The organism is Acinetobacter sp. MYb191, from assembly GCF_037572605.1.
In the GTDB taxonomy this organism is placed as follows: Bacteria; Pseudomonadota; Gammaproteobacteria; order Pseudomonadales; family Moraxellaceae; genus Acinetobacter; species Acinetobacter johnsonii.
Genome location: NZ_JBBGZP010000021.1, coordinates 193,867 through 210,449, shown reverse-complemented (window position 1 = coordinate 210,449; position 16,583 = coordinate 193,867). Strand labels below are relative to the sequence as shown.

Here is a 16,583-nt window from a genome sequence, read left to right as displayed (position 1 = left end):
CTTAAACTTTATTGTTTAATACATTAAACATTAATGAGATAAGGTTTAATATTATGGGTGTTTATCAATTCACAGTTGATGACCTACGAACCCGATATGGATGCAAATCTGATACTGAGTTGGCAGGGTTGCTGGGCTGCACAAAAGGAACAGTTTCTTTATGGCGTAGCAATGGGGTGCCAGATGGTTATCAGCGTTTTTTAAATGTTGAGACCCAAACGCCTATGAGTCGTAAAAAACCACCAACTACCCATTAAGGACCACTAATGAGCAAAGTATCGTCTGAACTATCTGCAAGAGCTAGAAATACCAGAGCTTTAGTAATGCAAGGCCTTGCATCAAAAAATAATGGTGAGATTGCTGAAAATCTAGGGATTGATGCAAGCACATTGTCAAGAATGAAAAATGACAAGAAAAGCAATGGGTTGAGTGAGATTGAAAATGCTTGCGCTCTATTGGATGTACTTGGACTGAAAGTAATTCCAGAAAACTATGAGTGTTATGACCGTCAATTCGTTGAATCCATTTTCTTTCTAGCACGCCTATCAATGGCTCGAGCTTCTGACATTAATGATTATCAACACAGCGATTTATCGCAACGATTATCAGAACTCGGATATTAAAAAACCACTTCCTGCACGAACAGAAAGTGGTTGTGATTCATTAATTATCGGAACCAATGAATATGAGAACAAATTTAGCACAACAAGCAATCCAAGACAATGTAAATAACGATTTCTTACAAGGGGATACGGTGGTGCTAATCGCTCCAGTGACTCTAGTGAATCGTACTTTTGATACGGCTCATTTACTTTCCGTTGAGTACACAACCTCACTGGGTGGTATTGGTGTTACAACGAATGGTGTGATCGTTGTTGTTGTAGATCCAACAGAGGTCCGTCATGCAACAACATTGGAGCTGAAATTAAAACGCCGTCTCACCAAAGCTGAACAAGCTTTAGCGGAGGTTCCATGATTACTAACAAGGCCATTCAAAAGAAGCCTGAGCATAAGCAGGCCATGGAACTTCAATCATGGTACGAGCCAGCGCTTCGCACATTGGATGGATTGCTGGAGATCCGTAGAGCAAACCTACGCAAGATCAAAGGCGATGAAAAGAATGCTGCCGTAACGCGAGACGAGTTTATGGAAATGCTGATCAATGAACATCGTGTATCGGCTTGGTATGCAGGTGAAATCATTTCAAGCTTGCATCGAGCAGGACAGATTTTTATGTTTGGGCGTTTCATTAAATCCATTGAAGAGGCGGGTGAAGAGTGAGTAATAAATTTATACCGAACTCATTCATGGTCGCTAATGCGTTTGTGGATGAAGCAATGAATAAGATCAGCGATGCATCTGTGAAGATCTATCTCCTGATTATCCGTAAAACTCGTGGTTGGACGAAGGAGAGTGATGCACTTTCTTTACGCCAGCTGGAAAGCCTATCTAGGAAAAGTCGTCCTACAGTCATTAAGTGCTTAACTGAGCTTGAAGAAGTAGGGCTGATCAAGAAGCACCACCAATCAAAATATGGAAATGTATTTTCGCCAGTCGATAACTATGACATCGGGAATATCATTAAATTCCCATCTAAAAAAGTACTAGTGAAGACTTTAATTTTGTTCAAAAAAGAGGTGGTTAAAAATTTTTACCACTTCGGATATGGAGAAAATACAGCTCAAAATGCAGGCGAATTTTATTTAAATCTTGGTAATCAGAAATCTGTACTGGTTAAAAATTTTAACCACCTTACTACTGTGGATAAATTCCCAATGTGGTCAATATTTTTAACCACCTTAAACACCAAGTGGTCAAATATTTTAACCACAGGTGGTAAAGAATTTTTACCGCAAGTGGTAAAGAATTTTAACCCACAAACTAACACTATCAAAAAACACTATCAAAATAAAAAAGAGAGCTGGTTTGTTTTAAAAACTTTGAAAGATGAAATTGCTTTGGCAAATGATTCAATTCCTGTTGAGAAAATCACAGATGCGACTTGGTTTACTCGAGAGCTTTCAGCATTTGAAAATTTCAATGAAGGCAAAAATCATAATCCGCAATTCTTGACCTACCTGTTTGCTGATTGGTTGATTCGTGCGTATTTCAAATACGAAAAACAAGCTGCTGCAAAAACGATGGTGGATGGATCTACAGCAAGTGGCTCTACGAATACCAAACGTGAACCGAAGCAGCTCACTGACAAACAAATCTCAGCGTTCGCTCAGAAACTTGCACACCTACCTGAGTTCGCCAGCAAGCACAGCGCTCCGGGTGACTCATACGAACAATTGGCATCACGAATAAAAATCAAGTTGATGAACCCAACACAGGCGAAGAAATGGGAGCCATACCTCAAGCAAGTTGGGTTTACTGGAACGCTTATGGGGACTACAGCATGAAAACATCAAGTACTCCAGTGAATCAGATTGCAATATTTGAGCGTGTGATTCATGCGCTCAAAACAATTGAAACAACCCCGATAGCAACGGTATCTGAGCTTCGTAAAACAGCCTTAAACAATCTCAGTTTAAGAACAGCACAGAGATACCTGAAGGGTTTAGAGCAAGCCGGGTATATCAAACGAAAAGATGCAGGTTTTACTGATGAATCACGATTCTTTTTAACGGATAAGGCAAAGCAGTTGTTTGAGGTAAAGGGATGAAATTAAAAGTTGGTGATTTGGTTGTTCCTTATGACGAGGCTGAAGCTAAAAAGCAAGCAAACTGGAATCCTAAAGGTGATTTGAAGGTTATTTCAATACGTATTGGTAAACGGTCTAAAGAAACGATTGTAACAGCAGCGGATGAGCGAGGCGTTCGATATTACTCATTAGATATGGCGTTTAAAAAAGTAAGTATTGCGGGTGGTGTATGAGCGAATTCGAAGAAGTTGGGAAATGGTCGTGGGAGGTTCAGGTGGAACAACAAGTCATAATTGATGAGTTGCAAAAGCGGATTGATTCAGCATTAAAGATTACATCAAAAATGGCAGCTGCCACTAATGCTACAGCTCTGTGGGCATATGACTTGGATAAAGCCCTCCGAGGTGCCAGTGAGTAGCAGCTACTCCATTGCTGAATACAAAAAGATGATCGGTGCGAATAAGGCCAAAAGAGGATCTAAGCGCCCAAAAGTTAAAGGTGAAAAGGTGCAGAGTGAGGGTGAGGTGATATTGGCCACTGCAATGAGAGCTTTAAAGATTGAGTTTGAGCAGGAGTTTAAGTTTCATCCTGTACGAAAATGGAGAGCTGATTTCCACTTAAAGGTCAGAAAGATATTAATTGAGGTGGAGGGCGGGATCTGGAGTAATGGTAGGCATACAAGGGGTAAGGGTTATTTAGGGGACTTAGATAAATACAACGCAGCAACAATGATGGGTTATCAGGTAGTACGGTTTAGTACTGAGCAAGTGAAAAGCGGCAAAGCGATTGAGCAAATAGAGAAGATGGTAGGGTAGGAGCATGACAGCAACAGCAAACCTTGAGAAACACAGGGATCTAAATATAATCCATGATTTACAGCGCTTATTGTATACGCCTAGTACATCAAGAGTAGATTTCACACTATTGGATTTAGCGCAGAAAACAATGGATGGATTTAAAGATGGAGTAGGCGGGCCATCTGTGTGCGGAAGCAAGGTCAATAGTGCTGCTTTAATGATGCAAGATATGTCTACTGAGCAATATGCAATATTGTGGGCATTGGTAAGATCAATTGCACCTATGGACCGTCACTTCGCTTTATTACACAACTTGTTAACAAGTGAGATCCGATTGAAGTTTAGAGAGGATGGTTTTAAGACAAAGCAAATTTCGACAAAAGAGGTTGCAAAAGGTGTAGCGCGCTCTGCATTAATACAATTCCTATTCAAGCGTGGAGTTTGCACTAAGTGTAATGGGAAAGGTTCTGTTTACATAAATTCGGAGTTAAAACATATTGAGTGTAGTAAATGCGAAGGCAAAAAAGAGAACTCGTATAATCAATCTGAACGACACAAACTCTCTAATTTAGGGATTTCCCGCAAAAATTATTTAAAAATATACGATAAATATGAGAAGTTTGCATTGGAAAGACTTGGTGATTGGCGTATAGACCTTGATACCCACTTAAGGGGGTATTTCTATAAAGTCGCGGAAGAGTACGATTTATAATTGCATAGGTACAAAAAAGAGGGTATATTTTTCTACACTGGTCGTATTACGGTTTATCCGAGACCAAGTGTAATTTGCACAGGATGTGCATTTGTTTAAATCACCATTTAAAAGGAATTTCATATGGAACAATTTTTTGAAAATATTATCAAATACAGTCTTAATCTCGCAGTGGATAATGTATATGAAAGTATTCAGAATGAGCTAAATCAAGACCAATCGTTAGCTAATGTAGTGGCTAGCGCTATCGCAAGTAAAGGGTATGATTTTCTAAAATCAGAAATTCAGCAACTTTGATTTAGTTTGTTCAAAAAGCTCATCATTTGATGGGCTTTTTTCTATCAAGAGAATTAAAAGATAGGTTTCGTTCGATGAGTCATGTTAAAAGATTGATATATCAAATATTGGTTAGATAATATGTCTAAATACACTATCGTAATATCATGCTCTTCAAAAGCGTATGATGAAATTAATAGCTTTTTAATGAATAGCGCGCATGAACTTCCATCTAGAAAATTCAAAATTTTTGAAAATGGCTATTTTTATTACCATATTGAAAGTGTCGATGGGTTTATTGTGGAAACATTAAATGCATTAATTGGGGAAATCAAACGCCTTAATGATGCTGGAGAGTATGCTGTTTTGAGAAATTTAGATTAAATATTATTAATAAAAAATAAGTTTAATAAAATTATAAATCGAAGTTAACAGTTCTTTGATGTGCGTGAGTGAAAAGTTGGATGTATGCTAAAAAAATTTTTAATATTAATCATGAATCTTATTTTTTTTATTCGTATTAGGGCATTGATATTTTGCATAAGTTTTATGTTTTTTTCTCTTTGGATTGAGTTGTTTTTCAAAGTTGAAAACTTTTTTAGTGCGTCTGGAACTTTGTTTACAGTTTCCGGTTTGCTATTGAGTATCAAGCTTTCCGCTATATTTCATTTATATCAAATGTCAAACGGAAAAAAAATACCTCTAAATATTACTAGTAAATACATTTTAGGAACTGGAACAGGGGGAGTTTTCGCATCAAGTGATAATGATGATGTAAAACGGACAAAAGTGGAGGAAATTGAGAAAGATGAAGTGTATGGAATATATTTTATGATTTTTGGAACAATATTATGGGGATATGGTTCATATCTAATCCAATTTCTAAATACTTATTTTGCGTAAAAATGGTATTTTTAATATTTGATTGTTAACTTTTAGGATTTAAAAATGTCTAATATCCCTGATTATTTGGAAAATTCTCTTGAGGAAGCTATACAAAAAGTTTATGCCGATGAAATTTCAAAAGGCGAAAAATTCACTAAGAACATATCTGAAAATAAGGGCGAATGTAGCGCAAATGTAAATATTGGCGGTAAAAAAGCTTTTTTTGAATATGAAAAAGATGAAGCTGGACTTAAAACTTGGTATATGTCTAAAGATTGGAAAGATTAATTAGACCACCTTCGGGTGGTTTTTATTATCTGTAAAAAAGCCATGCCTACACACTAAAGCTTACTGGTTAGCTAAAGACTGTCTGAGTAAGCACGTATAAGCCCTACGAAAGCGGGTACAACCCATGTAGTTCATCGAGCATGGATAGGATATGCAGGAAAGTAAGAATCAGAATTGGGAGTGATGCCCCGCATGAAAATTGAATACGAAAGCTGAAGACTAAAAATACTGTGCCTATCCAGTGGTTTTTAAGTGAGTGAGTAGCCGCTGCCACTGGCGGTCACAGTGGTAAGCCAACCTCTTTTTTGACGACTGTCTAGGACTGACGCTAGGCAACGACTGAGGCTGCTTATCGAACAATACTTTAAAGTATAAAAATTCTGCTATAATGCGATCATTACTTGTTAAAGCATAATTTTGAGAACTATGAAAGCAGGATTAATGAGCTTTATAGCGTCTGACCAACACGTCGGCAAACGAGGTAGCCAAGCGACGCACGACAATGACGGTGATGCCGTTTGTGTCGACGAACGAGCCGTTACTAATTCGAGAATTACATTCAGCAAAGACGAATGGAAATACACCATCCTCGAAACTCCGCACGTGATAATTTATCAAACCCAAGTGGACGCTATTAAAGCGGCTGTAACGCAGCATAAAACAGTGGGGCTCGCAAGAAGGGCATCGACTTTTGGTAGGCGTAAGAATTTGTGGGAAAGCATTGGCGATACCTTATCTGCGCCAAGGCGTATGATGTCACCACTGTCTGCTTTTGACCCTGCGGTGCATAAGATCGTTGAGGCGAAAAAGTACGAGCAAGACATGACCGACTTGAGTCTTTTCCGTGAGAAGATGGGGCAAATGATCGAAGACGAATTAGCGGCGCTAAGCGACTTTGAGGACTTTGACGAAACTCCAACGGTTCACATGAGCGCAGGCGCTGATGGCATTTTTAGACCAAACACGTAAGGAATGAAGTGTGGCGGCTGGTGATGTTTACAAGATTTACGTAGCTTATGATAAAAATAGTAATGATGGAAAAGAACGATATGTAGTACAGCTTGGAAAGACGCAGATAGAAATTGGTGTTTCAATGAGCTCAATTACAAGTCAGTACGATGAAAAATCAGAGTATATAAAAGCGCAATATTACGAAATTAAAGACTGGCAACAGGCTGGTCTGAAAAAGAAATCCTATGTTGATATTCGAAGCAAAACCACATATACATTTGTGCAAGTTTTGCAGCTTGGTAATTGCGTTGGGGCACTTACAGCTAAAGACATGATTGGCTTTTTTGATTTCATTAAAACCTACCAGTCACGCATTCAAGAGATTAGAGACAAACAACAAGCCCGCTGATTTCGCGGGCTTTTCTTTAGAGGTCATATCCCCATTTCTTTAGAATTTTAGAGATGTATTCCTCAATCGTAATAGTGTGCAACTGAACGGCAGGCATGCGACCTTTTCTACCTTTGGCTAGAAACACACCGTTCAGATAAACCTAATGCTCAGATGAATTTCCATGCTTACTGTGCAACCGACATCTACATCGATCGAACCGAGCTGACCTTCTGATAACCCGCATTGAGATGCTGGTAATAGACAGCATCATGATTCTCTTGAAAGAGCGGATTAAGAATTCACAGCAGACCCTATATATCTGATTTATTCCACAGAACTCTTGAATAGTATGGATTAATCCCAAAGTATGAATTTCATAATTAATACTTTAGAAAATCGCTAGGCGTAGGGTGGGTCTGTGGAAGCTATAATTCTTGAGGCATTTAAAGAAAGTAATGGTCAATTCCAATTAGTCTTTGAAGAAAAACCAAAGGACGCTGATTTAAGTCCTTTAAATTTTACAAGAACTAAATTGAATCAAGTCACAGGTGAGGTAGAGAAGGAAATATTCTATTTGCATCATATTGATCGCGATGACGTACGTTATCTAATTTACTATAACGGTAAGATTGACGGGACAGAGGTTGAGGAATTAGAAAAAGGCCTAACCCGATATATTGAAAAAAATGCTAATTAAGTTTTACATAGACCACCTTCGGGTGGTTTTTTAATGGGTGCAATTTATGAAAAGACCACAACCACCAGAACAATTTCTAAATATTGACCCTTTAGATAATGTTGATTTTGAGCCTGCAAAAGAGCTTGAAGAGTGGATTATCGATACTTTCATTTCCAGTTATGGAAAGCTCTATAATCCAGACCATGTACATATATCGCCGTGGTCTAGTACCTTATTTAAAGTTCTTTGGGCGTCTTCAGCATTCATCAAAGCTGACAGGGTTGTATTGGGGCAAACTGAGAAGTTCGCACCAATGGCGGGTGGATGGCGAAAACTGCGACAAGAAAAACAAATGATTGATTGGTTCGGCTGTGTGCCTGACTTTATTATCACCATTGATGCAAAGTTTGCCTCACAGGCAAGTGATATAGAATTTTGCGCATTGATCGAGCACGAGTTATACCACTTGGGTGCTAAGCGGGATGAAGACGGGAATTACTTAATTAGCCCTTCAACGGGTGAATATAAATACTATTTAAGACCACACGATGTCGAAGAGTTTCATGGTGTGGTTCAACGCTATGGTGCATCAGATGATGTACAGAAGATGGTAGACCTTGCTAACGATGGACCAACAATTGGAAAAGCTAAAATTGCACATGCTTGTGGTACCTGTCTTTTAAAATTGGCTTAAATTTTTTTGCCATTTTACTTGGACGTACTTGGACGGATTTAGATAAATGGCAAGACTTAATAAACGGGTGAAACTCTATATAGTTCGGTCATTAGCAACCTATGAGACACCCACTGAAACAGCTAAGTGCGTCCAAGAAGAATTTGGCATTACGGTAACGAAGCAACAGTGTGAAGCATACGACCCAACCAAAAAGACTGGGCAGGATTTAAGCGAAGAATTCAAAAAGGAATTTTATCGAATACGAGAGGATATGAATAAGAACGTGAATTCAATTCCAATTGCAAATATTGCCTATCGCTTAAGGCGGCTCCAAAACTTTATCGATCATGACCGCTACAAAGACAACGCCGTGATTGTTCCTGATTTATTAGAGCAAGCTGCAAAAGAAGTGGGTGGGCTCTATACAAATCGTAAAGAAATTACTGGAGCTGATGGTGGACCTATAAAAACTGAGAATGAACAAACTCAACCCCCTATGTATACTCCTGAGCAGCTTGCTGGGATGTCAGCACAAGAGCTATCTCGCTTAGCAATTAATGGCAAATTATGAGTTACGCAATTGAAGAAATAGCGCCCCTCATCAAAGAGTGGACGATTAACACACGTTTGCCTGAAGTCATTGCTGAGATGACCAGACGCTACTATTACCGAGCAGTAATAGAGCAAAGCGAGCTCAGCATTCAGGCTGAGATATATAAGTGTAAGAATGATCCAGCACATTGGTTTAATCATTGGGTGTGGACCTACGATCCAAGGGGGATGCCTTTTGGATTACCGGCAAATATTCCGTTTGTACTTCGCCCTGGTCAAGTTGAATTGGTCGACTGGTTACTTGAACGTGAAAGCACTCAAACCCATGGCTTAATTGAGAAGAGTCGTGATGAAGGTATGAGCTATGTTGTGCTGGGGTTTTATCTGCACCGATGGCTATTTGTAGAGGGCTTTGCTGGTGGTGTGGGTAGTCGTAAAGAGGATCTAGTTGATAAAAAGGGTGACCCTAAAACGCTGCTGCATAAGTTCCGAGATATGTTCTCAAAACTTCCTGATTGGATGAAGCCGAAAAGTTTTGTCGAAAAGGTCCACGACAACTACATGCGTATTATCAATCCTGATAATGGTGCGACCGTTACAGGTGAGGCTGGAGACAACATTGGCCGTGGTGGACGTACCACAATGTACTTTCTTGATGAATGGGCATTCGTAGAGCGTCAAGAAGCTGTAGATGCAGCTATATCGCAGAACACCAACGTTCATATCAAGGGATCAACTCCAAACGGTATCGGGGACAAGTTTCATCAAGATCGATTCAGCGGACGTTACGCCGTGTTTACGATGGCGTGGCGGGACAACCCAGATAAAAACTGGACTGTCTCACTCCATGGGAAGCAGATTCATCCGTGGTATGAAAAGCAAATTGCGACGCTTGACGACATTGTCTTAGCTCAAGAGGTTGATATTGATTACGCCGCTTCAGTTGAAGGTGTATTGATTCCATCAGCATGGGTTGAGGCTGCTATAGATTCGCATATAAAACTCGAGATTCAGCCATCAGGTGAGCGTAATGGTGCACTTGATGTGGCGGATGAGGGTAAGGATAAAAACTCCTTTGCCTCACGTCACGGCATTGTTCTGCAGTATTTGGATACATGGTCAGGCATTGGCGATGACATCTTTGGAACAACCCAAAAGGCGATCGATATCTGCCTGGAGCAAAAACTGAATTTGTTCTTTTACGATGCAGATGGCTTGGGAGCTGGTGTGCGCGGTGATGCCCGAGTCATTAATGAGCAGAACAGTGCTAAGGGAATTGATGAGATTCAAGCAGATCCGTTCAGGGGCTCGGGTGCAGTACATAACCCAGAACTTGAGATGGTAGAAGCTAGGAAGAATATCGATTTCTTCGCAAATCTAAAAGCTCAAATGTGGTGGAGTTTGCGCATGCGCTTCCAGAACACGTACAGAGCACTACAGGGCATGCAATACGATCCTGATGCACTTATCTCGCTATCGACTGAAGATTTGGATAAGCGCGAACTAGAGCAACTTAAGCGTGAGTTATCACAGCCGACCTACAGTAAAAACGGTGCTGGCAAAATCCTTGTAAATAAGCAACCTGATGGTGCCTTGTCACCGAACCGGGCTGATAGCGTCATGATCTGTTTTAGTGATATCAAACCACCTGCACGATTAAGACCAGGAGGTGGAGGTTCACGAAGTTTCTAAAAGGTTTTTAAGATGGCAAAGAAGTCAGAAAGTAAGAAAACAAAGCCTAAATCAGCCGGCCTGATGACAGAGGTTGCTGTTGAGAACCTTGCATTCACTTTGGGTCGTAAAGCCGATATTGACGAAGTACTTCGTCAGGCTGGGCTAACCCGGCAACGATTATCAGTCCTTATGGTGGATGATGAGATTTCACAGGCCATGGAGACGCGTCTTGATGCAGTTCTCAATGCGCCGTGGCGATTTGTTGAAGATCATGGGGAGCAAACGGTTTTTCTAAAGGATTTATTCACTCGTTGGCATGCTGAGATCATCTCAGGTGCATGGGAAGCTTGCCCTTACGGTTATTCGGTTATGGAGGCTAACTATGCGCTTACCAGTGACAGTAAATTTACCTTAAATGAGATTGTAGTTAAGCCTCTAGAATGGTTTGAACCTAAGAATGATGGACGCTTAATCTACCGACAAAATGCTACCGAAGTTGATGTGAATGCCAAATATCCACTCAAGTTCTTTTTGACACGCCGTAAACCTACATTCAAACAGCCTTATGGTGATCCATTACTGTCGAAGCTTTATTGGCTATGGTTCTTCCGTACCAATACAACAAAGTTTTGGGTCAAGTTTTTAGAACGCTTTGGCACACCAATCTTATTAGGGAAAGTTGGGGGTAAAGATCGTAAACAGGATGATATTGATGCGATGACTGCGGCTTTACTGAATGCTCATGCACAATCAGTTATGTCTATTGGCGCAGAGGATTCGGTAGAAACTATAGGTGGAAGTTCTTCTAATGGTGGCAGCACAGCATTTGAAGCCTTTGATAATGTATTAACCCGCCGTATTCAAAAGGTGGTCTTAGGCCAAACGCTCACAAGTGGGACTGATGGGGTTGGAAGTCGAGCTTTGGGTGAAGTGCATAACGATGTTCGCTTAGATAAGCGTAATTCAGACCTACGCATGATCACACCTACGATTCAAGAGCTTATTGATGCACTCTGTCTGCTGAATAACTTTGAGAAGCACACAATTGTCCTGGGCGGTGAGCAGGATCTTAAGGTCGCTGTGGTTGATCGTGATATTAAGCTAAAAACATTAGGTGTTGAATTTAATGACCAGTATGTGATTGAGACATACGGCATTAAGGCTGAGCATTTCAAGATGAATACCGGTGATTCACTCCCTACCACCAAATTCTCAGCACTACCTCATCAAGCATTCAGCTTTAAGGCGTCAGTGCAAAAGCAGTCACCTGAGCAGCAAGAGGTGGATGAACTGACAGATGCCCAAGAGGATCTTGAGCTATTGAATCAAGATCAGATTAAGCAACTGGTGGCTGAATCGACGGATCCACAAGATCTAGCAAGCAATTTAATGCAACTCATCCCACTGGCATCTAAGGCTCAATTTAAAGCGAATTTAGATCAGGCTTTGTATGCAGGTGATGTGTTGGGTTATGTTTTAGCTAGTAATGAGAAGTAGTCTATCCATATTTTTAATAAGTCTATAATATTGCTATAAATTTAGTTAATATTATAAAGGGGGGATGATGGACTTTTTAAAATTACTGGAGCTCTATCTAAATAGAAAAGACAAATTCAAAAAAGTTGAAGAAAGAGCCGAAAGACGTAAAGCTTACTTCAAGGAAATTTCTGAAATAGATGGAAACACTGAGATTCCCATTAATCAGAAGAAAGCATTCAAAAACTCAGCGGCTCAGAAACTTACAGGTAGTATGCTAGTCAATTTTGCACTAGTTGATTATTACAGCAAACATCCAGATTTTAATAATTTTGATGTAATTGCTCCGTTGGTAGCTTTTTGGGATGATGCGCTTATTAAGACTTATGATCAAAATTTAGACTTGGTTAAGTTGGAAATTGATCCAGTTGCGTATAAGAAGGAAAGTCGCAATTTAAAAGCTACAATCTGTCTTTTAATTTTTGCGAGTTTGTATTTCTTTATAGCAAGTAATTCAATGATCAACTATTTCTCAACTAATTTTTATATTAGTCAGTCAATCGTTGGAATTGTATATATTCTTTTAACCCTAGTCATAGTGGGCCTTATTTTCTTTATTGTTACGCTACATCTGACGCTTGTGGATCTAAAAAGATTGGTTAAATAGATTGAATTCAGCAGCTTTAATAAGCTGCTTTTTTATGGATGGGAGATATGCAACCAGTCACGTTTCTTGAAGCGCTCAAGTATGCGCATAGTAAGAAAGTGGTGCTGCCTGATGAGTTCTACTCAATGGATCTTAAGACACGGCAGATGGCGACTACGGTTAGCTTTTTGTCGAGTCTTGAGCAAGCTGAGTCGGTGATTAAGTCACTTAACAAAACCTTAGCATCAGGTGGCACCTTCAACGATTTTCAAAAGCTCATAGCTGAATCTGAAATCATTTTACCTAAGCACTACTTAGACAATGTATTTCGGACCAATATCCAAAGTGCATATGGTCATGGACGTTGGCAGCAACAGCAACGGAATAAAGATAAACGTCAGTATCTGATGTATTCGGCTATCAATGACTCACGTGTGCGTCCTGCACATTTAGCATTGAATCGAATTGTTTTACCGATTGATCACCCTTTTTGGCTAACGCATTACCCTCCATTGGGTTTTCGCTGTCGTTGTACTGTGATTGCCTTCACAGAGAAACAGGCGCTTAAATACGGCATTACCCCTGATGATAAGTTGCCAGAGGTTGCCGAAGCTTTGGATTGGAGCTCACATCCTTTGCAATTTGGAGAATTTGAGGCATTGGTGGATCAGAAGATTTCCAAGTCATTACTTGATAAGGAATATCTACTGGAGCAGAAAGAGGTAATTAAAGCCGAATGGGCTGCTTCTAAAAAGCTCACCAGTCTTTTAGCCCCGATGGATGATAAATCGAGGGATCTATTCAACACGGTGGCCAATACGGTTATTCCTTTAGATCCATCCATTAGGCCGAGTGCGATTAAGACATTCTTGGATTACGTGCAGGGAAATGATGCAGCAATCACGAACTACCTAAATGCATCTGTGAGCTTGAAAGCGGACGATGTTTTAAAACAGTGGCTCAGACAGGACATGCAAGCCTTAAACGCCGTGGCGAGTAACTCAGCTGCAATCGTGACAGGCGGTGTGACCTTGCAGCATGTAGTGGCTTATGAGGTTGGGCAAACGATTCAATTTAATTCGCCATTACTGTTAGCCGAGAATGCTTCCGATGTGGTGTTGCAAATTGAGAATGCGAAAGGTCTAGGCATTGATCTAAACGAATTGAATGCTGGTCATGGTGTATTGATGCCAATTGGTTTGTCGTTTGAAGTGGTTTCGATTGAAATGCTGAATGGCAAGATGATTTACACAGTTAAAGCATTGGTGAATTAATGACTGAAAAATGTGAATCGTGTCGACGTGGTTTGAATGGTCGAAATGGTAATGGTTATTCGCCATGCGGCTGCGGGAAAAGAGTAGTTGTGATTGGTAGCCCATCAAGAGTGAATAATCTTGTTCGCGCTATGTGCTGCGCTTTATCTCGACCACCAAAGAAACCATGAGTAGAAATTAACTGAAGCCGCCCAATGGGCGGTTTTTTTATGGAGCATGAAAATGCCAGAGGAAAATAAAGAATACCTTAAACATCAATTTACCGCGATAAGTACCCCTATCAGCGTGAATAACGATGACGCTAAAAAGCGACGAAATTTTGATGCTGAAGTCTATAGCGGTGGTTTGATTGATAACCACTGGTACTGGGGGCGTACAGGTGTGGTAATTGACTTAGAGGGTCTGAAACTTAAGCCTAAAACGGGGTTAGTTGAAGATCATTTTGGTGGTACTCGTGTTGGGGTTGCTACTTCATATGATGTTAATGGCGGTTTTAAGGCTAAAGGTCATTTTCTAAGTAATCCGCGAGCAACGGAGATTGTTCAAGACATTGATGAAGAGTATCCATTTCAAATGTCATGGTGGGCAGATCCCGAGAGTATTGAGGAAATTGCACCAGGTAAAACAGTAAACGTAAATGGTCAAACATTTACAGGACCACTGCATGTCTTTCGAAATGTGCGTGTTCATGAAATCACTATTTGTGGGGTGGGTGCGGATACTCAAACCACTATCGAAGCCTTCTCAGGTAAACCACAAACCCAACCAGAGGACACAGACGTGACCGAATTAGAAAAGGCGCAAGCCCGTATCAAAGAGCTGGAGACTAAAAACTCTGAGCTTGAAACCCAAAACAAGCAGTTTGCTGCAGCAAAGCGTGAAGCAGAAATTACCGCTTTAGGTAAAGATCTTGGTAAGGAATTTAGTGCAGAAGATATTACGGAAATGAAAATGCTAGATGACTCTGCATTTGCATTTTCAGCTAAACAACTTCGTCAATTCTCAGCAGGTAATCAGCCACCAGCTGGTCAACAACAGCAGCAACAAATTCCATCACATTTTCAGCATTTGTTTACTCACCAAGCCACAGGTGGTCAGGGTGGGCAAGGGCAAGGTGGCAATCAAGGCGCTGGTGATAAACACAAATTCACAGCTGGTGCTCAAGCATTCGCAGAACAAAAGGGGAAATAATTCATGGTTACTCACTATGTACCGCCTATCTCGGTCACGTCAAAACGACTGATTTTGGATAATGAAAAGTTACGTCGTGCCAATGCAAAAGTAACGACTGCCACAGCATATAAATACGGTGATTTGCTAACACTATCCGCTGCCAATGTGCTGACTCATGCTACAGACGAATCTACTTGGGATGTGATCTGTGGTCAGGATGTTACTGCAGCAGAAGCAACAATCAAAGCAGCTGATGGCATTGAAATCCCGATGTATTACGGCGGCGTATTTAACGTTGAAGCTGTATCACTTGATGGCACTTTACTTACCACTGCTCAATACGATGCAGCACGCGCCAAAGCAACCAAAAACAAAATCGAACTTTCTAAGGTGTAAATGACATGCCACAAGCTTTTAATATTGAAGGTACCCCACTAGAACTGCTGGATGTGGGTGAGTTAGCACTAATCCACTCAAACTATCGCCCGATGGATACTTGGCTATTAGACCAACTATTTCCAAATCGCCCATTATTCACACGTGATGATGTACCTTTGGCTGAATTGTCAGCTGAACATGATCTAGCACCACTGGTTTCACCACAACAACCCGGTAAGCCATTTGATACCACTCAATCGGGTGAAGTACGCCATGTGAAACCGGCCTACTACAAGCCAAAAAATCAGGTTAGTCCGGCCGATACATTTGAAATCTCATTACTTGAGCGTTTACGCACCGCTGGGATTATCTCAACTGGAAATCAGCAGTTGTCTATCCAAGAGCAAATGGTTATTTCCCAGATTGCGGTGATGAAACGCAACCATGATGCGATCGATAACTCAGTCCTGATGATGGCGATTGATCTTCTGAAAAATGGTAAATATGCCCTTCATTCAGATGACTATGAATACAACTTGGTTGATTACCGTCGTGATGCTTCTCTGACATATACGCCGTTGATCAAATGGAATGAAGCAGGTGCTAAACCCGTTTTAGATATCCGAACCATGCTCGAGCGTCAGTTGGCAGCTGATGGCGGTGAAGCCAAAAAATCAATCATGTCTGGCTTGGTATGGGCTGCTTTATGGAATAACGAAGAATTCAAGAAAGAATTCATCACACCGTACGCTGGTATTTCTGTTCCTGTTACACCAAGCTTTGGTGTCAAAGAGTCTGCGACCCTCAAGGGGACATTTGATGGAATCGAATTCTGGGTATATGACGCAACTTACCGTAATAAAGGTCAGGTGAAGCGCTTTATTCCAAAAGATTATTTCTCTTTGATTTCTGATACCAACGGCTCAGTGGCACATTGTAAGATCAAAAATATGTTGGCCAACGGTGTTGCTCAGCAATACTTTGACCGTCAATGGTACTGTGAAGATCCAAGCGGCATCATGTTGATGACAGAATCTGCTCCATTGGTCGTGCCTTCTAACAAAAATGGTGTAGTCGGTGGTACCGGCTTTATCACCCTATAAGGAGT

Annotated in this window: 26 protein-coding genes; all 26 read left to right on the top strand. The window is 40.6% G+C overall.

Annotated elements, in window-relative coordinates:
* Positions 1–53 precede the first annotated feature (53 nt).
* Positions 54–257, top strand: a complete 204-nt coding sequence (locus tag WH214_RS14725; protein ID WP_291375059.1) for a helix-turn-helix domain-containing protein — start codon at positions 54–56, stop codon at positions 255–257.
* 9 nt (positions 258–266) lie between these two features.
* Positions 267–623 (top strand): hypothetical protein, encoded by a 357-nt coding sequence (locus WH214_RS14720; protein WP_291375061.1) that lies wholly within the window; start codon positions 267–269, stop codon positions 621–623.
* 62 nt (positions 624–685) lie between these two features.
* Complete coding sequence (locus tag WH214_RS14715) at positions 686–976, top strand: hypothetical protein (RefSeq protein WP_339422627.1); 291 nt, start codon at positions 686–688, stop codon at positions 974–976.
* On the top strand, positions 973–1,281 hold the full coding sequence (locus WH214_RS14710; RefSeq protein WP_339422628.1) for a hypothetical protein: 309 nt from the start codon (positions 973–975) through the stop codon (positions 1,279–1,281). The genes WH214_RS14715 and WH214_RS14710 overlap by 4 nt, the downstream gene beginning before the upstream one ends.
* A gap of 26 nt (positions 1,282–1,307) precedes the next feature.
* Positions 1,308–2,405, top strand: coding sequence for a replication protein (locus WH214_RS14705; RefSeq protein ID WP_339422990.1), 1,098 nt, complete (start codon positions 1,308–1,310; stop codon positions 2,403–2,405).
* Positions 2,402–2,668 carry a winged helix-turn-helix domain-containing protein gene (locus WH214_RS14700; RefSeq protein ID WP_339422629.1) on the top strand — a complete coding sequence of 89 codons (267 nt, stop codon included), beginning with the start codon at positions 2,402–2,404 and terminating at the stop codon, positions 2,666–2,668. The genes WH214_RS14705 and WH214_RS14700 overlap by 4 nt, the downstream gene beginning before the upstream one ends.
* Positions 2,665–2,880 carry a hypothetical protein gene (locus tag WH214_RS14695; protein ID WP_339422630.1) on the top strand — a complete coding sequence of 72 codons (216 nt, stop codon included), beginning with the start codon at positions 2,665–2,667 and terminating at the stop codon, positions 2,878–2,880. Before WH214_RS14700 ends, WH214_RS14695 begins: the two co-directional genes overlap by 4 nt.
* Entirely contained in the window at positions 2,877–3,065 is a 189-nt protein-coding gene (locus WH214_RS14690) for a hypothetical protein (protein WP_339422631.1), read from the top strand. Before WH214_RS14695 ends, WH214_RS14690 begins: the two co-directional genes overlap by 4 nt.
* Positions 3,028–3,462, top strand: a complete 435-nt coding sequence (locus WH214_RS14685; RefSeq protein ID WP_339422632.1) for a DUF559 domain-containing protein — start codon at positions 3,028–3,030, stop codon at positions 3,460–3,462. Before WH214_RS14690 ends, WH214_RS14685 begins: the two co-directional genes overlap by 38 nt.
* A gap of 4 nt (positions 3,463–3,466) precedes the next feature.
* Positions 3,467–4,156 (top strand): hypothetical protein, encoded by a 690-nt coding sequence (locus WH214_RS14680; protein WP_339422633.1) that lies wholly within the window; start codon positions 3,467–3,469, stop codon positions 4,154–4,156.
* 123 nt (positions 4,157–4,279) lie between these two features.
* A complete protein-coding gene (locus tag WH214_RS14675) occupies positions 4,280–4,453 on the top strand; it encodes a hypothetical protein (RefSeq protein ID WP_339422634.1) in 174 nt (57 codons plus the stop codon).
* A gap of 120 nt (positions 4,454–4,573) precedes the next feature.
* Positions 4,574–4,816, top strand: coding sequence for a hypothetical protein (locus WH214_RS14670; protein WP_339422635.1), 243 nt, complete (start codon positions 4,574–4,576; stop codon positions 4,814–4,816).
* Positions 4,817–4,981: 165 nt separating this feature from the next.
* On the top strand, positions 4,982–5,335 hold the full coding sequence (locus WH214_RS14665) for a hypothetical protein (protein WP_339422636.1): 354 nt from the start codon (positions 4,982–4,984) through the stop codon (positions 5,333–5,335).
* 45 nt (positions 5,336–5,380) lie between these two features.
* Positions 5,381–5,605 carry a hypothetical protein gene (locus WH214_RS14660; RefSeq protein WP_339422637.1) on the top strand — a complete coding sequence of 75 codons (225 nt, stop codon included), beginning with the start codon at positions 5,381–5,383 and terminating at the stop codon, positions 5,603–5,605.
* 603 nt (positions 5,606–6,208) lie between these two features.
* Entirely contained in the window at positions 6,209–6,574 is a 366-nt protein-coding gene (locus WH214_RS14655) for a hypothetical protein (protein ID WP_339422638.1), read from the top strand.
* A 10-nt stretch (positions 6,575–6,584) separates the two neighbouring features.
* Positions 6,585–6,965: a hypothetical protein gene (locus tag WH214_RS14650; RefSeq protein ID WP_339422639.1), complete on the top strand. Its 381-nt coding sequence runs from the start codon at positions 6,585–6,587 to the stop codon at positions 6,963–6,965.
* Between the two features lie 400 nt (positions 6,966–7,365).
* Positions 7,366–7,644 (top strand): hypothetical protein, encoded by a 279-nt coding sequence (locus WH214_RS14645; RefSeq protein ID WP_086165641.1) that lies wholly within the window; start codon positions 7,366–7,368, stop codon positions 7,642–7,644.
* A gap of 46 nt (positions 7,645–7,690) precedes the next feature.
* Positions 7,691–8,320, top strand: a complete 630-nt coding sequence (locus tag WH214_RS14640; protein ID WP_339422640.1) for a putative metallopeptidase — start codon at positions 7,691–7,693, stop codon at positions 8,318–8,320.
* 46 nt (positions 8,321–8,366) lie between these two features.
* Positions 8,367–8,873, top strand: a complete 507-nt coding sequence (locus tag WH214_RS14635; RefSeq protein WP_339422641.1) for a DUF2280 domain-containing protein — start codon at positions 8,367–8,369, stop codon at positions 8,871–8,873.
* Complete coding sequence (locus tag WH214_RS14630; protein WP_062034627.1) at positions 8,870–10,546, top strand: terminase; 1,677 nt, start codon at positions 8,870–8,872, stop codon at positions 10,544–10,546. The genes WH214_RS14635 and WH214_RS14630 overlap by 4 nt, the downstream gene beginning before the upstream one ends.
* Positions 10,547–10,558: 12 nt before the next feature.
* Entirely contained in the window at positions 10,559–12,025 is a 1,467-nt protein-coding gene (locus WH214_RS14625) for a phage portal protein family protein (RefSeq protein WP_339422642.1), read from the top strand.
* 67 nt (positions 12,026–12,092) lie between these two features.
* Positions 12,093–12,671, top strand: a complete 579-nt coding sequence (locus tag WH214_RS14620) for a hypothetical protein (protein ID WP_339422643.1) — start codon at positions 12,093–12,095, stop codon at positions 12,669–12,671.
* A gap of 47 nt (positions 12,672–12,718) precedes the next feature.
* Positions 12,719–13,924, top strand: coding sequence for a phage head morphogenesis protein (locus WH214_RS14615; protein ID WP_339422644.1), 1,206 nt, complete (start codon positions 12,719–12,721; stop codon positions 13,922–13,924).
* Between the two features lie 222 nt (positions 13,925–14,146).
* A complete protein-coding gene (locus tag WH214_RS14610; protein ID WP_339422645.1) occupies positions 14,147–15,115 on the top strand; it encodes a hypothetical protein in 969 nt (322 codons plus the stop codon).
* Positions 15,116–15,118: 3 nt separating this feature from the next.
* The gene (locus tag WH214_RS14605) at positions 15,119–15,493 is read left to right on the top strand and encodes a hypothetical protein (protein WP_339422646.1); all 375 of its coding nucleotides are present in this window, start codon (positions 15,119–15,121) and stop codon (positions 15,491–15,493) included.
* Positions 15,494–15,498: 5 nt separating this feature from the next.
* The gene (locus WH214_RS14600; RefSeq protein WP_339422647.1) at positions 15,499–16,578 is read left to right on the top strand and encodes a major capsid protein; all 1,080 of its coding nucleotides are present in this window, start codon (positions 15,499–15,501) and stop codon (positions 16,576–16,578) included.
* Positions 16,579–16,583: the final 5 nt, after the last annotated feature.